Origin of the sequence: Geomonas limicola, assembly GCF_014193675.1 — a bacterium.
Taxonomy (GTDB): Bacteria; Desulfobacterota; Desulfuromonadia; order Geobacterales; family Geobacteraceae; genus Geomonas; species Geomonas limicola.
The window spans coordinates 695,593-711,097 of record NZ_BLXZ01000003.1 but is presented as its reverse complement, the minus strand read 5'-3'; the positions used below and the strand labels follow the sequence as shown (position 1 = coordinate 711,097).

Sequence of the window (15,505 nt, the reverse complement as noted above, 5' to 3'; positions counted from 1 at the left end):
CCCGGGTTTCAAACTGTCAGTATACGGAAAACGGGGATGATTTTTTATTCCACCCGAGCCGGCAGCGCCGCTCGGCCAACGCACCTGCTGCTGGACAGCGCAAGGAGGATACCGAAATGGAGCCTTATATCTGCACCATCTGCCAATACGTCTATGATCCGAGCGTCGGCGACCCCGACAACGGGATCCCGCCGGGGACGGCCTTCGCCGACCTGCCGGACGACTGGGTCTGCCCGGTCTGCGGCGCGGGCAAGGACGCCTTCGAGCCGGAGTAGGGCAGGTGAAGCAGGTTGAGGTTGCGGTTGAAAAGGGACGGAGGTTATCACTTCCGTCCCTTTTCTTTTGCCCGCTGCGGGCGGCCGCAGCCACCCCCATATAAATGCGAAGAGGTTGAGGCCTCTCGACCTCAACCTCACCGTGACCTGGTTTATTTCAGCAGTTCCTCGATCTGTGCGGTGATCTCCTTGAGATCCCCGATCTGCATGTCGCCCATGTGCGCGATGCGGAAGGTCTGCCCTTTCAGTTTGCCGTAGCCGTCGTCGAAGGCGTAGCCGCGCTCGCCGAGTCCCTTCTTGAGCGCCGCCAGGTCGACGTTGCGGTCGTTGGTGGCGCAGGTGAGGGTGAGCGAGCGGTAGGGTTCCTCGGCGAAGAAGCCGAAGCCCTGTTCCTTCACCCAGCCGCGCAGGTACTGCGCCATCTCCCGGTGTCGGGCGAATCGCGCCTCGAGCCCCTCGACGAAGATGCGGTCCAGCTGCGCGTCCATGGCGTAGATGAGCGAGATGCACGGGGTGGAGGGGGTGTTGTGCTTCTCGTCGGCCGCGGCGAACTCCAGGAAGTCGAAATAGTAACCGCGGTTGGGGACGCTCTTGGCGCGTGCCAGGGCGCGTTCGGAGGCGGTGAAGACCGCGAGTCCCGGCGGCAGTGCGAAGGCCTTCTGGACCCCGAAGACGCAGCAGTCGATCCCCAGCTCGGCAAGCGGGATGTCGAGCGCGCTCATCGAGGAGACGGTGTCCACGATGGAGACCACGTCGGGGTACTTCTTGAGTACCTGGGCGATCTCGGTAAGCGGGGACATGACGCCGGTCGAGGTCTCGTTGTGGATCAGGGTGATCGCATCGTACTTGCCGGTCGCCAGGGTCTGGTCCACCAGTTCCGCGGTGATCGGCTGGCCCCAGGGAACCTTGATGGCGTCGGCTTCCTTGCCGCAGGAGGTGGTCACGCCGTGCCACTTGTCCGAGAAGGCGCCGTTGCAGAAGTTGGCGCAGCGCTTGCCGACCAGGTTCCTGACGGCACCCTCCATGGCACCGAAGGCGCTGGAGGTGGAGAGAAAGACCCGGTCCTGGGTGCTCATGAGCTTCTTGAGCTTGTCGGTGACCCCCTGGTGCAGGCGCGCGTATTCCGGCATGCGGTGTCCGATCATGGGCGCCGCCATGGCTTTGAGGATTTCGGGGCTCACTTCGATGGGTCCGGGGATATAGAGCTTCTTGTGCATTCTACTGGCTCCGTTTTCGGTGAGATTGGTCCGGGGCAGCTTAGGGCGGAACGGGGTGGGGAGCTGTGGGCCGAAGCGCTCTGGGCGGGCTTTGGGCTCGCTTGGGCGAGCGCTAAACCTAGCAGATGGGATGGGAGATGTCAATTATCGTATCCCCGGCACGCGGCACGCGCTGTGGGGGTGTGCCTGGGGCAAGGCGGAGCGCTGCGCCGCGTTGCGCTCCCCGGGCATTTCCCCCGGGGAGGTAAGGTCCCGGCAAAAGCGGGGATTACTTGCGTAATATCTCGCAAAATGTTACACATACCGGTCGGCAGTCAAATACCTTAGAAAGAAGAAAATGCTGTCTTATCCAAGAAACTTGAATTTGCATTTTCCCGCTGGAACTACATGAAACCAATTATTGCCATCGTCGGGCGTCCCAACGTCGGGAAGTCCACCCTCTTCAACAGGCTGGTCGGGCGCCGCAAGGCGATGGTCGACGATATGCCCGGTGTGACCCGCGACCGCAACTACGCGGAAGTAAACCGGTTCGATGTCCCCTTCATCCTGGTCGACACCGGCGGGTTCGAGCCCGAGACCAACGACCGCCTCTTGCAGCAGATGCGCGAGCAGTCCCGTTTCGCCATGGACGAGGCGGACCTGATCCTCTTCGTGATGGATGCCCGCGACGGCCTGACCCCCGCCGACCAGGACGTGGTGCAGATGCTGCGCCGCGTCGAAAAGCCGATCTTCTTCATCATCAACAAGGTGGACGGCGACCGCCAGGAGGCTGCGGCCGGCGACTTCTACGCCCTGGGGATCGACCATATCTACACCATCTCCGCCGAGCACAACCGCGGCGTGGGCGACCTGATGGACGATGTCGTCGAGGCCCTCCCCAAGGAGAGCGGCCACCAGGTCGAGGAGGAGATCACCCGCATCGCGGTGGTCGGGCGCCCCAACGTGGGGAAATCGACCCTGGTGAACCGGCTCCTGGGCTACGAGCGCGTGGTGGCGAACCCCACCGCCGGGACCACCCGCGACGCGGTGGACACCCGCTTCATGTGCAACCAAAAGCCCTACCTGCTCATCGACACCGCCGGCATCCGGCGCAAGGGGAAGACCGTCGAGAAGGTGGAGAAGTACAGCGTCATGGATGCGCTCAGGAGCATCGAGCGCGCCGACGTGGTACTCATCGTCCTTTCCGCTGAGGACGGGGTCACCGAGCAGGACTCGAAGATCGCCGGCTACGCCTACGAGGCGGGTCGCGGCTGCATCTTCGTGGTGAACAAGTGGGACACCCTCGCCAAGGACAACAGCTCCATGGGGAAGTTCGTCGAGGAGATCCGGCGCAACTTCAAGTACCTCCCCTTCGCCCCCATCCTGTTCGTCTCCGCACTCTCCGGGCAGCGTACCGGCAAGATCATCCAGGAAGTGGACCTGGTCATGGAGCAGTTCTCCAAGCGCGTTTCCACGGCCGATCTGAACCGGGTCTTCTCGCAAGCGACCGAAGAAAACCACGCACCGCTCGATCAGGGGAAAAGAGTTAAATTCTATTTCGCAACTCAGGTGGGCACCAAGCCCCCTTCCTTTGTCATCTTTACCAATCGTCCCGAGGGAATTTACTTTTCCTATGAGCGGTACCTTATGAACAGATTCAGAGAAGCTTTTGGTTTTAACGGTACTCCGATGAAGTTGATCTTCCGCGGACGCGACAAGAAACAAGGCTAAATCATTCTTTACTTGGCTCATACGATGGTTTAGTATGGCCGGAATTCTGCGCCCATTTCCCACATGAGAGAACCGCAACCATGAGTCTCGTTGGAAATCTTGAAGACCTCGGCTTGGGTGAGATCCTGCAGATCGTCAGTCTGAGCAGACGGTCCGGCGTGCTCTCGCTGGAGAGCCGTGGGCGGGAAGCACGCATCGTTTTTCAAAACGGGCAGGTGGTGCGGGCGAGTTCCTCATCCTTCCAGCAGAACCTGGGGGAGGTCCTGATCCAGAAAGGGGTCATCGACCTCACCATCCTGAAACGCGCGCTGAGCATCCAGGCCGACGAGGGGTACCGCCAGCTTTTGGGCACCATCATGATCGAGCGTTTCGGGGTAAGCGCCGAGGCGATCGAGACGGTGGTCCGGGAGCAGATCGAGAGCGTGGTCTACTCCCTTTTTGCCTGGGCCGAGGGGACCTTCGAGTTCGAGCTGCAGGAGATCGCCTCCGGCGACGCCACCAAGCTCGACCCGGTGCAGTTCATGCTGCACCAGGGCCTCAACCCGCAGTACCTCGCCATGGAAGGGTCGCGCATCATCGACGAGAAGCGGCACCGGGGCGAGCTCATCGACGAACCCGCCCCCTCCCCCGAGGTCGAACCCTCCCTGGACCTCGCCTTCGACCTGCTGCAGGATGGCGCGCCTGCCGTCCCCGCTTTTGAGACGATCACCCCCGTTCCCCAACCCGCCGCCGCACCCGAGCCGCCCCCCGCTGCCGACCGCCCGGGGCGCCCGCTGGTCCTGGTGGACGACGACCCGGCGACCCTCGCGGCCCTTGCCGAGTTGCTCGAGAAGCACGGCTACCGCGTGGAGGCGATCGAGCGCTCCGAGGACGCCCTGATCCGGGTGGACTGCCTGTTCCGCGACGGGGTGCGCCCGAGCGTGGTGGTGGACCTGGTCATGCCGCGCATGGACGGCACCGGCATCCTGGGGGGGCTCGAGCTCTTGGAGCTGTTGCGCAACAACTTCCCCGACCTGCCGCTTCTGGCCTTGAGCGACTTCCGCAACGAGGACGCCCAGAGAAAGTCGCGTTCCCTGGGGATCCCGGTGCTCATGAAACCGCTCAAGGGGGACCTGGAGGACGGCATCCCCGCCTTCGCCCCGACGCTGTTGTCCGGCCTGTCCCGGGTCGAGGCGGACGGCGGCGGCATCACCTTGAACCGGGTGAACATCGGCGACGAGTTGCGCCTGGAACTGGGGGAGGAGCCGGCGCTCGCCGCCCCCCCGTTGCAGCAGAGTACCGGCATCTCGCAGCTGCGCGGCATGCTCGAGGAGCTCAACAACCCGGCGCTGGGGGGCGAGATCATCCTGTTGGTACTGCGCTTTGCCGCCGAGTTCATGAACCGGGCGGTGGTGCTCTTGGTGAAAAAGGACGTCATCGAGGGGCTGGGGCAGTTCGGCATCGAAGACCAGGACGGCAGTGCCGACATGAGGATCCGGAGCATCCGGATTCCCCGCGAGGATGTCTCGCTCTTCTCTCCGGTCCTGGAGACCCGGTTCCCCTTGAAGGGAGAGCCCGATGCCTCCCGCTGGAGCCAGATGTTTCTCGGCCAGTTGGGCGACACCCGTCCCGCGGAAGTCTTCGTGGGGCCGATTGTCAGCGAGGGGAAGGTGGTGGCGCTGTTGTACGGCGACAACCTCCCCGAAGAAAAACCGATCGGCGACACCGACTCACTGGAGATCTTCCTGAGCCAGGCCGGCATAGCCATGGAAAAGGCCCTGTTGCAGCGCAGGCTGCAAGAACAGGGGCGGGAGGGCAGGTAACGTGAAGAGGATACTGATAGCGGAAGATTCCAATACCATGCGCTCGATGCTGGTCTCCACCATCGACGCACTGGAACGCTTCACCATCGTGGAGGCGGCCAGCGGCTTTGAGGCGCTGCGCCTTTTGCCGCGCGAGCAGGTGGACCTGATCATCACCGACATCAACATGCCCGACATAAACGGTCTCGAGTTGATCAGCTACGTGCGCAACAACCCCAACTACCAGCAGATCCCGCTGTTCATCGTGTCCACCGAAAGCGGCGACAAGGACCTGGAGAAGGGGCTTGCCCTGGGGGCCAACGAGTACCTGGTGAAACCCTTCGACCCGCAGAAGCTGCAGCAGCTCATCTGCCAGTACCTGGCGTAACGGACCAAGGCCTCCCTGCCTCGCTCCCGGCGGGGTGAGGGGAGAGGTGGGCTCCGGCCTGGACCGGCCGGAAGAGTATAACGAGACCCGAGTGAAGACCAGGGTTTAGCCTGGAGCGTAGGACATAGAAGATCTTCTAAAGAGAGACTATGAGCGTTGAAGAGAACATAGGCAAGGCGGTTAAGGACTTCCTGGCCGAGGCCGAGGAGATCCTGGACCAGCTGAGCCTGGACCTGGTGGCTCTTTCCGACTGCGCGGACGGCGGCGACTGCAACCCCGACCTGGTAAACTCGGTGTTCCGCGCGGCGCACTCCCTGAAAGGGCTCGCCGGCATGTTCGGCTTCACCGAGATCGCCGACCTGGGACACCACCTGGAAAACCTTCTGGACGCCCTCAGGCTCGGCAAGGTGGAACTGAGCCAGACGGTGGTAAGCGCGCTCTTCGAGGCGCTCGACCTCCTCGGGGTCCTGGTGCGCAACGCCGGCGAGAGCAGCCGCGAACCGGTCGACCTCTCCGTCTTGAAACAGCGGATCAGCGACTGCCTGACCAAAAAGCCCGACGCCCAGAAGGCCTCGCCGCTCGCCCAGCTGAACCTCCCGGAGCGGGTCCTGAACTCGATGACCGAGTACGAGGAACACCGCTTGCTGGAGAACGTCAAGAAGGGGCGCAAGGTCTACTCGATCCAGGTCTCGCTCCTGTTGGTGAGCTTCGACTCCGAGCTCATGGAACTGACCGAACAGCTCAAACAGGTGGGCGAGGTGATCTCCACGCTCCCCTCCGCCTCGGGCGGCCTCGAGGCCGGCATCGACTTCGAGATCCTCTTCGGCACCGACATGGCGACCGCGGAACTGAGCGCGCTCATCGAGCGCGAGCACCTGACGGTGACCCGGCTGGGGGGCGAGACCAAGCGCCCGGCCCCGGCCAGTACGCAGCACGATCCGGCCCGCCGCGCCCCGGCCTCCGCTGCCGAACCCTCGCTGCCGGCCAGCGCAGAGGAGGAGATCCACCCCACGCTCGGCAGCGACGCCGGGACCGTCACCGCGAAGAGCATGAGCCGCACGGTCCGCGTCGACATCGGCAAGCTCGACCAGCTGATGAACATCGTGGGCGAACTGGTGCTCTCCCACTCGATGATCTCCGACGTCGCCATCCGCATGCGCCGCGACGGCCTTTTGGCCCCTTCCATCGAACTCGCCAAGGCGGCCAAGGGGCTCGAGAAGAAGCTCGCCGAGCTGCAGAAAGGGGTCATGGAGATCCGCATGATCCCGGTGGGGCAGCTCTTCGAGAAGATGTCCCGCATCGTCCGCAAGATCTCCCGCGAGCAGGGGAAGAAGGTCGACCTGAAGCTCTTCGGCAGCGACACCGAACTCGACAAGCTGATCATCGAGGACATCTCCGACCCGGTCATGCACATCGTGAGAAACTCCATCGACCACGGCATCGAGTCCCCCGAGCGGCGCCTGGCCGCCGGCAAGGACGAGAAGGGGACCATCATCCTCTCCTCCTTCCAGAAGGGGAACCACGTGGTGATCCAGGTGCAGGACGACGGCGGCGGCATCAACGTGGCCCGGGTCAAGCAGAAGGCGCGCGAGCTCGGCGTCCTGGGGGCGGGCGAGGAGGTCTCGGACCGCGAGGCACTCGAGTTCATCTTCCTCCCCGGCTTCTCCACCACCCAGGAGGTGAGCGAGATCTCGGGGCGCGGCGTCGGCATGGACGTGGTGCGCACCAACATCGCGGCGCTCTCCGGCCTCATCGACCTGGAGAGCCGCCCGGGTAACGGCACCACGGTCACCATCACCCTCCCCATTACGCTCGCCATCATCAAGGCGCTCATCATCTCCACCGCCGGGCGCACCTACGCGCTCCCCATCACCTCGGTCCTGGAGAGCATCCTGGTGGACAAGAGCGAGATCAGGACCGTGGAGCGCAAGGAAGTGATCCAGCTGCGCGAGACCACGCTCCCCTTGTTGCGCCTGGCCGACCTGTTCCAGCTCTCCGGCGAGAGGGTGACCCCCGACAACTTCTACGTCGTGGTGGTAGGTGTCGCCGAAAAACGCCTGGGGATCGTGGTGGACGACCTTCTGGGCCAGCAGGACATCGTGATCAAGTCGATCGGCGAGACCTTCGAGACCTTCCGGGGCATCTCGGGCGCGGCCGACCTGGGGGACCAGCGCACCATCCTGGTGCTCGACGTGGGGAGCCTGATCAGCGAGGCAACCCGGGGGAGTGCGGCCTGATGTACAAGGCGTTCTACGGCCTCAAGGAAAAGCCGTTCAGCAAGACGCCGGACCCGCGTTTTCTCTTCATGAGTTCCGGGCACCGCGAGGCACTGGCCCGGCTCGAGTACGCCATCGAGGAGAGCGAGATCGCCCTTTTGACCGGCGACATCGGCTGCGGCAAGACCACGCTCTCCCGGGCGCTGATGGACCGGGCCGGCTCGCGCTATCACTTCCTGTTCGTCTTCAACCCGCGCCTGAGCGCCGACGAGTTGCTGCGGGTGATCGCCTCGGGGCTCGAGGTCGGCACGCCGTCGCTGCGCAAGGACGAGCTCCTGAACGAGATCACCGGCGCCCTCTACCGGATGCACGGCGAGGGGCGCATCCCGGTGGTGGTGATCGACGAGGCGCAGCTCATTCCGGACCGCGAACTCTTCGACGAGCTGAGGCTTTTGACCAACTTCCAGCTGGACGACCGGAACCTTTTGAGCATCGTCATCATGGGGCAGCCGGAACTGCGCGCCATGCTGGCCTCCCCAGTCTACGAGCCGTTTCGCCAGCGCATCTCGCTCAGCTTCCACCTAAGCCCCCTGTCGCTCGAGGAGACCCTCGAGTACCTCGACTTCCGGGTGATCGCCGCGGGAGGCGAGGCGGGGCTCTTCACGCCGGACGCGGTGCAGTGCATCTTCCAGCTTTCCGGCGGGGTCCCCCGGCGTATCAACGCGGTGGCCACCAACGCGCTTCTGGTCGGCTTCGGCCGTGACGCAGCCCTCATCGACGCGACCATCGTCGCGGAGTGCGCGGCGGAACTTGTGAACTAGCCGTTCGCGGCTTAAAAGGTGGAATAGGCATGAATCTCGCCGACATCAGAAGAAAAGCCCAGGCTGCCGCGGCACAGTCCCAGCCCGCACCCCGCGAAGGCGCGGTGGGGCTCGAGGCGCTCTGGCAGGCGGTGGCAGGCTCGCCGCTGGATCCGGCCCTGGAGAGCATCCCGGCGGCCCCGGTCCAGCCCCCGGCCTTCGAGGAGGACTTCCCCGAGCCGCCGGTCTGGCAGGCTCCCCCCGAGTGGGAACTACACCGCGCCGAGCCGGAGCAGGAACCTGTCGCCGAGCCCTTGCTCTCCCCCCCTGCACCGGAGTTGGAGCCGGTACGCCCCGCCCTGGCGCCGGTGGCAGAGGAGGCGGAGCTTCTGGACGACCTGGGGGCGCCCGAGGAGTGGCAGGAGCCGGTGACGCTCAGCTACCCCGGCCTCTCCTATCCCGAGCTGCCGCAGCAGCTCTCCCCCGCTGAGGAGGCGCCGGAACCGGTGGGCTTCGACCCGGCGGCCCTGATCCTCAAGGGGCGCGAGACCGCCCAGGAGGAGGACGAGTTCCTCGAGAACGAGGTGGCCGAGGAGACCCTGGAACTCCTCTGCTTCAAGGTGGCGAGCGAGGAGTACGCCATCAGCATCATGGACATCAAGGAGATCATCAAGCCGCGCGAGGTGACCGAGGTGCCCCGGGTGCCGGAGTTCGTGCGGGGGATCCTCTCGCTGCGCGGCATCATCATCCCGATCTTCGACATGCGCCTGAGACTGGGGCTCCCCGCCGGGGAGCATTCCGAGCGCGAGCGGATCATCGTGGTGAAGCGGCTGGGAGGCTTCTGCGGCATCCTGGTGGACCAGGTGGTGCAGGTGGTGCGCATCGCCGAGGAGTCGGTGGAGGCCGCGCCGGTGGTGCTCGAGGGGATCGACCGCGACTTTGTGCAGGGGATCGGCCGGGTGTCGGGGCGGATGCTGATCCTGCTCGACATGGAGAAGGTGTTGGACGTAGGCCTCCTTTGAGACGTAACGAGATCTGGACCTAACTAGAACGAGCCGGGGGGCGTATGAAAAAGAACAAGATCCTGGTGGTCGAGGACGAGGAGAGCCTCCTCAAGCTGGAAAGCATCCTGTTCACCTCGAAGGGGTACACGGTGACCGGGGTGCGCGACGGCAAGAGCGCGCTGGAGGCGATCGAGAAGGACCGTCCGGACGTGGTGGTCCTTGACGTGATGCTGCCGGACAGCGACGGGTTCGAAATCTGCCGGGCCATCAAAGAAAACCCGGCGACCCGGTCGCTGCCGGTGATCATGCTGACCGCCAAGAAGAGCAGCGTCGACCTGGAGCGCGGCAAGGTGGCGGGCGCCGACGCCTACATCACCAAGCCCTTCAAGTCGGTGAAGGTCCTCGAGGTGATCGAAGGGCTCGTCGGCTAGGGCGCCAGGCGGGGTCTTCGGAAGATTTACAAGGTTCCGCGTGCCTGGCCGGGATTCCGGTCGGGGGCGCGGGGATGAGCAGCTGCGGGGTGAGGGATCGTGCGAAGGAAAACCATCGGGACCGACGTCGTCGGGGAAGTCAACAAGGAGCAGCTCCAGGAGATCCAGGTGGCCTGCCTCAGGATGGCCGACGGGCTCTACGCCGTCGACATCATGCGCATCAAGGAGATCATCCGGCTCCCGAAGCTGGCCCCCTTGCCGCGCGCGCTCCCCTTCGTGGAGGGGGTCATCAACCTGCGCGGCAGCGTGATCCCGGTGGTGGACCTGAGAAAGCGCTTCGGGCTCCCCCCCTGCGAGCACCCCGAGACCGCGCGCCTTTTGATCCTCTCCATCTCCGGGCAGCAGCTGGGGCTCGTGGTGGACGAGGTGACCGAGATGATCACCATCCAGCTGCGCGACCTGAAGCCGCCGCCACGCGGCGTGCGTGCCGTCGGGAGCGAGTACCTGATCGGCCTCGCCCTGGTCGAGGAGGTCCCGGTCCTCTTGCTCAACATCGATTCGCTGCTCAGCTTCCAGGAAAAGGCGGAACTGGGCATCCTTGACCCCGACGCCGGCCCAACCACACCCAACAAAAAGAGCGCCGCATGCTGATAGCCTGTCCCAACTGCAAGAAACAATTCCAGATCGACGAGGCCCACGCCGTCAGCGACCAGAAGCTGCGCTGTTCCAACTGCCGTGCCGTATTCCGCCTGGTATCCCGCCAGGCGCCCGCCGCGGCCCCGACCGTGCCGCCCGTTGCAGCACCCCGGCCGGCGGCAGCCCCGGTAGCACCCGCCGCCCCGGCAGTCCCGGTGGTACCGGCCGCACCGGTGCAGGCGCCGATCGTACCGCGCCCGCCGGTTGCCTCCCCCGCACCCGCGACGCCGGTTTCCGGCGCCATCAGGGTGGTTCTCGCCAATGAAAGTGCCGCCTTCTGCGAGGCGGTCCGCAAGATCCTGGTGAACGAGCCCTTCGAACTCTTCGTCTGCACCGACGGCAAGGTGGCGCTGGAGACCGTGGAGCGCGAGAAACCCCAGGTGCTGTTGCTCGACGTGGCGCTCCCGACCATGTTCGGTTTCGAGGTGGTGGAGCGGGTCCGGCAGAACCCGGAGCTCTCCGGCATGAAGGTGGTCCTGATCGCCTCCATCTACGACAAGACCCGCTACAAGCGCTCCCCCAACTCGCTCTACGGCGCCGACGACTACCTCGAGAAGCACCACATCCCGGACTCGCTGGTTCCCATGATCTACCGGCTGGTCTCCGGCAGCAGCGCGCAGCCGAGCGCCCCGTCGGCGAGCGAACTGGCCCGGCAGGAAGAAAGCCGCGGCGAGATCCGCCAGGCCGAGGCGGAAGGGACCGGCAGCGCGGTCGAGCCGGCGGCCACGGCCGAACTCTCCGAGGCCCAGCTCAAGGCGCGGCGCCTGGCCCGCATCATCGTTTCCGACATCGCGCTGTACAGCCAGGCCAAGGTCGAGCAGGGGGTGCGGGAAGGGAACTTCTACGAGCTTTTGGCAGAGGACATCCGCGAGGGTGAACAGCTCTACCGGCAGCGGGTGGCGGAGTCGGTGCGCGAGAAGAGCGCGTACCTCAAGGAAGCCTTCGAAGAGCTCATAGCCAAGAAACGTGCGGAACTGAACCTGTAATAAGGAGAGCGCCCCTGCTGACGAGCCTGGAAGAAATCTCAAAGCAACTCCGCGAACCCGACGAGGAGGCCCGGCGCCGTGCCGTGATCGGCCTGGCGCACCAGCCGCTCGAGGCGGCCATGCCGCTGTTGTTCTGCGCCATGGGGGACGGCAGCTGGCGGGTCCGCAAGGACGCCGTGGCCACGCTCCTGGCGGCGCAGCCCCTGAAGGCCGAGACCGTCGAGGGGATCATCGACCTCCTGCGCTCGGCCGACAACGCCGGCCTGCGCGCCTCGGCGGTCGAGCTCCTGGAGCGCCTGGGGACCCGGGCGGTGGCGCCGTTGTGCGGCCACCTGAGCGACCCGGACCACGACCTGAGGAAGTTCGTGATCGACATCCTGGGGAGCATCGGCTCGAGCAGTTGCCTGCCGCTCTTGGTTTCCGCGCTGGACGACCCGGACCCCAACGTACGGGTGGCCGCGGCCGAGAACCTGGGGAAGATCGGCGACGCGCAGGCGCACCCCCCGCTTTTGAAGGTCCTGGAAGGGGGGGACCTCTGGCTCAAGTTCACCGTGCTGGATGCCCTGGGGAAGATCGGGGTACCGGTACCGCTCGAGGTGCTTACCCCGCTTCTCGGGGAGAGCCTGTTGCGGCGGGCCGTCTATGACTGTCTGGGCCTTTTGGGCGAGCCGGCCTGTGCACCGCTGCTCCTGAAGGGGCTCGGCGAACCGGTGAAAAATGCCCGCGAGGCCGCCGTGGTCGCCCTGATGCGACTCAGGGTGAGGCTGGGTGGTGCAGAGGCGCAAGAGCTCATCGACCGCCCCTTGAAGGAACTCAAGGGCTCGACCCAGGTGGCGGGACTGCTCGCCTCGCTCGACGGCACCGACCCCGTCGTGCTCGATGCGGTGGTCAGGGTGGTCGGCATCATGGGCGAGGAGCGCGCCGTCCCGGGGCTTCTTGCGGTGGCCCGCCAGGAACGGCATCGTGCCGCCTGCCTGCAGGCCTTCCGCGGCGTGGGGGAGTCGGCTCTCGCCACGCTCCTGGAGCGTTACCCCGAGGCGCACGCCCAGGAACAGGCCTTCATCGCACAGGTGGCCGGCGAGCTGGGTCTTGTCGAGGCAGTCGACCTGGTACGGGAGGGCCTCGAGGACGATGCCCCCCAGTTGAGAAGCGCCTGTGCCCTGGCTCTCGCCAAACTCGCCCCGAAGGGGGCGGCACGGCGCATCGCTTCGCTGCTCGGTGACCCCGCCCACGAGGTGGCCGAGGCGGCCCTCGAGGCGCTCAGGCGCCTGAGCAGCCGCGAGCCTGAGGAACTGACCCGCCTGTGCAGCGATCTCTCCCAGTCCGGGCGCCCCGAGCGCCGGCGCGACGCGGCGCTGTTGCTGGCGAGCCTGTCGGACAGTGAGCGGCTGGGGCTTATGGTGAAGGACGAGGACGCCGGCGTGCGGACCGCGGCGGTCACCTCCCTGGCGCGTTGCGGCCAGCCGCAGTCTGTCGGAAGCCTGGTGATGGCGCTGGTGGACGAATCCCCGCAGGTGCGGGTCGCCGCCGCCCAGGCGCTGGGCGAGGTGGGCGGGACTGATGCCGTGGAGCCGCTCTTACTCGCGCTGAACGACGCCGACCCCTGGGTGCAGACGGCGGCGCTCAAGGGGCTGGCCGCGCTGGGCGACCCCCGGGCGCTTCCCGGCGTGGTGGCGCTCATCGCCGACGCCCGCGGCCCGGTCCTCATCGCCGGCCTGGGTACCGTGGCGGCGCTGGGGGAGGGCGCGGACCTGGCTCCCGTCGAGGCGGCCCTCGCGAACAGCGACGAGGAGGTGGTGCAGGCCGCCATCGGCATCCTCTGCGGCACCGGCAACGGCTGGATCGAGCGGCACTGCGACCCCCTGCTCGGGCACCCGCACTGGGGGGTCCGGCGCTGCTTCGCGCGCGCCCTCGCCGAGGCGCTCGGGACGGCGGCACTTTCGCGGCTCGAAACGGCACTTTCGCAGGAAACGGACCCGCTGGTCAGGGGGGAGATCTCCGGTCTCCTGGGCAGGTTGGGCTAAATGTTCAGTATCGATCCAGACCTGCAGCTCTCCGAGGAGGAGTTCCGCCTGATCCGGGACCTGATCTACAGCCATTGCGGGCTGTTTTTCGACCAGGACAGCAAGTACCTGTTGGACAAGCGCCTGGCGAGAAGGCTCACCTTGCACAACCTGGCCGGTTTCCGGGACTACTACCAGTTCCTGAAGTACGATCGCAGCAAGGACGAGGAGCTGTCCGACATCATGGACATCCTCACCACCAACGAGACCTACTTCTTCCGGGAGTCGTTCCAGTTGAAGGCGTTCACCGACGAGATCCTCCCCGAGCTGAAGACCCTGAAGGAGCGCGAGCGGACCCTGCGCATCTGGAGCGCCGGCTGCTCCACCGGTGAGGAACCCTACACCATCGCCATGCTGATCCTGGAACAGGGGCTTTTTCCCGGCTGGCGCGTGGAGATCGTCGGGTCCGACATCAGCCAGCGGGTGGTGCAGCACGCCCGCAAGGGGGTCTACGGCAAGTCCTCGTTCCGCTGCACCGACGAGAAGTACCAGAAACGCTTCTTCACCGAGACCCAGGAGGGGTACCGGATCTGCGACGAGGTGCGTGAACTGGTCTCCATCAGCCACATGAACCTGTTCGACGCGAACCGGCTGGCGCTTTTGGGGAAGATGGACCTGATCTTCTGCCGTAACGTGATCATCTATTTCGACCAGGCTTCCAAGAAGCGGGTCATCGACTCTTTCTACAACACGCTCAGAGACGGCGGGTTCCTGCTCCTGGGACACTCCGAGTCGCTCATGAACCTCTCCACGGCGTTTGCCCTGAGACACCTGAAAAACGACATGGTCTATCAAAAGCCGGCCCCCAGCTTCGGGAGGGCTGCATAATGAAAACGATACGGGTAGTGGTGGTCGACGATTCGGCCTACAACCGGCGCGCCATAACGAAGATGCTCGAGGAGCTTCCCGGGGTGCAGGTGGTGGGGTACGCCACCAACGGCGAGGAGGGGATCCGCCGGGTGATCGATCTCACCCCGGACCTGGTCACCCTGGACCTCGAGATGCCGCGCATGGACGGCTTCACCATGCTGCGCATCCTGATGGCCTCGACGCCGGTCCCCACCATCGTGATCAGCTCCACCTCCGGCGACGAGAAGGTCTTCAAGGCGCTGGAACTGGGGGCGGTGGACTTCATCGCCAAGCCGACCACGGTGATCTCCGACGAGCTCCTGAAGATCCAGAAGGACCTGCACGAGAAGGTCCAGGGTGTCTTCAAGCTGAACATGGCCCGCGTGCAGCGGCGCTCCGAGCCGGTAGCGCAGGCGGTGGTGGAACTACCCACTACCCCCGCGGCGCAGAGCCCGGCGACGCTCGACCTGGTCGCCATCGGCTCCTCCACCGGCGGTCCTCCGGCGCTGCAGCGCATCTTCTCCGCCTTTCCCGAGCCGCTCCCCTTCGCGGTCGCCATCGCGCAGCACATGCCCCCCGGGTTTACCACCACCTTTGCCGAAAGGCTGAACCGCCTGACCGGGTTCGAGGTGCGCGAGGCGAAAGACGGCGACGAGGTTTTGCCGGGGCGCGCCCTCCTGGCGCCGGGTGGCAAGAACCTCCTCTTCGTGGAGAGCGGCGGCAAGGTCGTGGCCCGGGTGGTCGAACCGGAGCCGAAGTACCGCTACGTCCCCTCGGTGGACGCCATGTTCGCGAGCCTCTCCGAGATCTACCGGAAACGGATGCTGGCCGTGGTGCTGACCGGGATGGGCAACGACGGCGCCCAGGGCGTGCGTCAGGCCAAGCGCCTGGGGGCGCAGGTGATCGCCGAGAGCGAGGAGACCGCCGTGGTCTACGGCATGCCGCGCGAGGCGGTCGCCACGGGGCAGGTGGACCGGGTGGTCCCCATCGACGCCATGGTGCGGGAGATCGTGTACCGCTGCGGCCTCATGCCGCGGTTCGGGTAACGGCCGTCAACTAAGAAGGTACAAGAGTTTGGTCTTAAACCTG

The 15,505-nt window shown here is 65.5% G+C and carries 14 protein-coding genes; 13 read left to right on the top strand and 1 reads right to left on the bottom strand.

The window, feature by feature from the left end:
* The first annotated feature begins 116 nt into the window (after positions 1–116).
* Positions 117–275 carry a rubredoxin gene (gene rd, locus H7688_RS10220; RefSeq protein ID WP_183356539.1) on the top strand — a complete coding sequence of 53 codons (159 nt, stop codon included), beginning with the start codon at positions 117–119 and terminating at the stop codon, positions 273–275.
* A 152-nt stretch (positions 276–427) separates the two neighbouring features.
* Here rd and H7688_RS10215 read toward each other — a convergent pair whose 3' ends face one another.
* Positions 428–1,492 (bottom strand): pyridoxal-phosphate-dependent aminotransferase family protein, encoded by a 1,065-nt coding sequence (locus tag H7688_RS10215; RefSeq protein WP_183360978.1) that lies wholly within the window; start codon positions 1,490–1,492, stop codon positions 428–430.
* A gap of 387 nt (positions 1,493–1,879) precedes the next feature.
* Here H7688_RS10215 and der point away from each other — a divergent pair, with 387 nt between their 5' ends.
* From der to H7688_RS10150, 12 genes are all read left to right on the top strand, one after another.
* Positions 1,880–3,202 carry a ribosome biogenesis GTPase Der gene (der, locus tag H7688_RS10210; RefSeq protein ID WP_183360977.1) on the top strand — a complete coding sequence of 441 codons (1,323 nt, stop codon included), beginning with the start codon at positions 1,880–1,882 and terminating at the stop codon, positions 3,200–3,202.
* An 80-nt stretch (positions 3,203–3,282) separates the two neighbouring features.
* Positions 3,283–5,004: a response regulator gene (locus H7688_RS10205; protein ID WP_183360976.1), complete on the top strand. Its 1,722-nt coding sequence runs from the start codon at positions 3,283–3,285 to the stop codon at positions 5,002–5,004.
* A gap of 1 nt (position 5,005) precedes the next feature.
* Positions 5,006–5,371, top strand: a complete 366-nt coding sequence (locus H7688_RS10200; protein WP_183356543.1) for a response regulator — start codon at positions 5,006–5,008, stop codon at positions 5,369–5,371.
* Between the two features lie 149 nt (positions 5,372–5,520).
* Positions 5,521–7,608 carry a chemotaxis protein CheA gene (locus H7688_RS10195; protein ID WP_183360975.1) on the top strand — a complete coding sequence of 696 codons (2,088 nt, stop codon included), beginning with the start codon at positions 5,521–5,523 and terminating at the stop codon, positions 7,606–7,608.
* On the top strand, positions 7,608–8,408 hold the full coding sequence (locus tag H7688_RS10190; RefSeq protein ID WP_183360974.1) for an ExeA family protein: 801 nt from the start codon (positions 7,608–7,610) through the stop codon (positions 8,406–8,408). The genes H7688_RS10195 and H7688_RS10190 overlap by 1 nt, the downstream gene beginning before the upstream one ends.
* 29 nt (positions 8,409–8,437) lie before the next feature.
* Entirely contained in the window at positions 8,438–9,409 is a 972-nt protein-coding gene (locus tag H7688_RS10185; RefSeq protein WP_183360973.1) for a chemotaxis protein CheW, read from the top strand.
* Between the two features lie 44 nt (positions 9,410–9,453).
* Positions 9,454–9,822: a response regulator transcription factor gene (locus H7688_RS10180; RefSeq protein WP_183360972.1), complete on the top strand. Its 369-nt coding sequence runs from the start codon at positions 9,454–9,456 to the stop codon at positions 9,820–9,822.
* Between the two features lie 99 nt (positions 9,823–9,921).
* The gene (locus H7688_RS10175; protein WP_281379438.1) at positions 9,922–10,473 is read left to right on the top strand and encodes a chemotaxis protein CheW; all 552 of its coding nucleotides are present in this window, start codon (positions 9,922–9,924) and stop codon (positions 10,471–10,473) included.
* Positions 10,467–11,504: a response regulator gene (locus tag H7688_RS10165; RefSeq protein ID WP_198424478.1), complete on the top strand. Its 1,038-nt coding sequence runs from the start codon at positions 10,467–10,469 to the stop codon at positions 11,502–11,504. The genes H7688_RS10175 and H7688_RS10165 overlap by 7 nt, the downstream gene beginning before the upstream one ends.
* Entirely contained in the window at positions 11,504–13,528 is a 2,025-nt protein-coding gene (locus tag H7688_RS10160; RefSeq protein WP_308470306.1) for a HEAT repeat domain-containing protein, read from the top strand. Before H7688_RS10165 ends, H7688_RS10160 begins: the two co-directional genes overlap by 1 nt.
* Positions 13,529–14,395 carry a CheR family methyltransferase gene (locus tag H7688_RS10155; RefSeq protein ID WP_183360971.1) on the top strand — a complete coding sequence of 289 codons (867 nt, stop codon included), beginning with the start codon at positions 13,529–13,531 and terminating at the stop codon, positions 14,393–14,395.
* Entirely contained in the window at positions 14,395–15,462 is a 1,068-nt protein-coding gene (locus tag H7688_RS10150; protein ID WP_183360970.1) for a protein-glutamate methylesterase/protein-glutamine glutaminase, read from the top strand. The genes H7688_RS10155 and H7688_RS10150 overlap by 1 nt, the downstream gene beginning before the upstream one ends.
* Positions 15,463–15,505 lie beyond the last annotated feature (43 nt).

Bases quoted from the DNA above. Each gene is read 5' to 3' on its own strand.
- H7688_RS10190 (WP_183360974.1), top strand. From the start codon at position 7,608: ATGTACAAGGCGTTCTACGGCCTCAAGGAAAAGCCGTTCAGCAAGACG.
- H7688_RS10155 (WP_183360971.1), top strand. From the start codon at position 13,529: ATGTTCAGTATCGATCCAGACCTGCAGCTCTCCGAGGAGGAGTTCCGC.
- H7688_RS10180 (WP_183360972.1), top strand. From the start codon at position 9,454: ATGAAAAAGAACAAGATCCTGGTGGTCGAGGACGAGGAGAGCCTCCTC.
- H7688_RS10215 (WP_183360978.1), bottom strand. From the start codon at position 1,492: ATGCACAAGAAGCTCTATATCCCCGGACCCATCGAAGTGAGCCCCGAA.
- der (WP_183360977.1), top strand. From the start codon at position 1,880: ATGAAACCAATTATTGCCATCGTCGGGCGTCCCAACGTCGGGAAGTCC.
- H7688_RS10185 (WP_183360973.1), top strand. From the start codon at position 8,438: ATGAATCTCGCCGACATCAGAAGAAAAGCCCAGGCTGCCGCGGCACAG.
- H7688_RS10150 (WP_183360970.1), top strand. From the start codon at position 14,395: ATGAAAACGATACGGGTAGTGGTGGTCGACGATTCGGCCTACAACCGG.
- H7688_RS10205 (WP_183360976.1), top strand. From the start codon at position 3,283: ATGAGTCTCGTTGGAAATCTTGAAGACCTCGGCTTGGGTGAGATCCTG.
- H7688_RS10195 (WP_183360975.1), top strand. From the start codon at position 5,521: ATGAGCGTTGAAGAGAACATAGGCAAGGCGGTTAAGGACTTCCTGGCC.
- rd (WP_183356539.1), top strand. From the start codon at position 117: ATGGAGCCTTATATCTGCACCATCTGCCAATACGTCTATGATCCGAGC.
- H7688_RS10165 (WP_198424478.1), top strand. From the start codon at position 10,467: ATGCTGATAGCCTGTCCCAACTGCAAGAAACAATTCCAGATCGACGAG.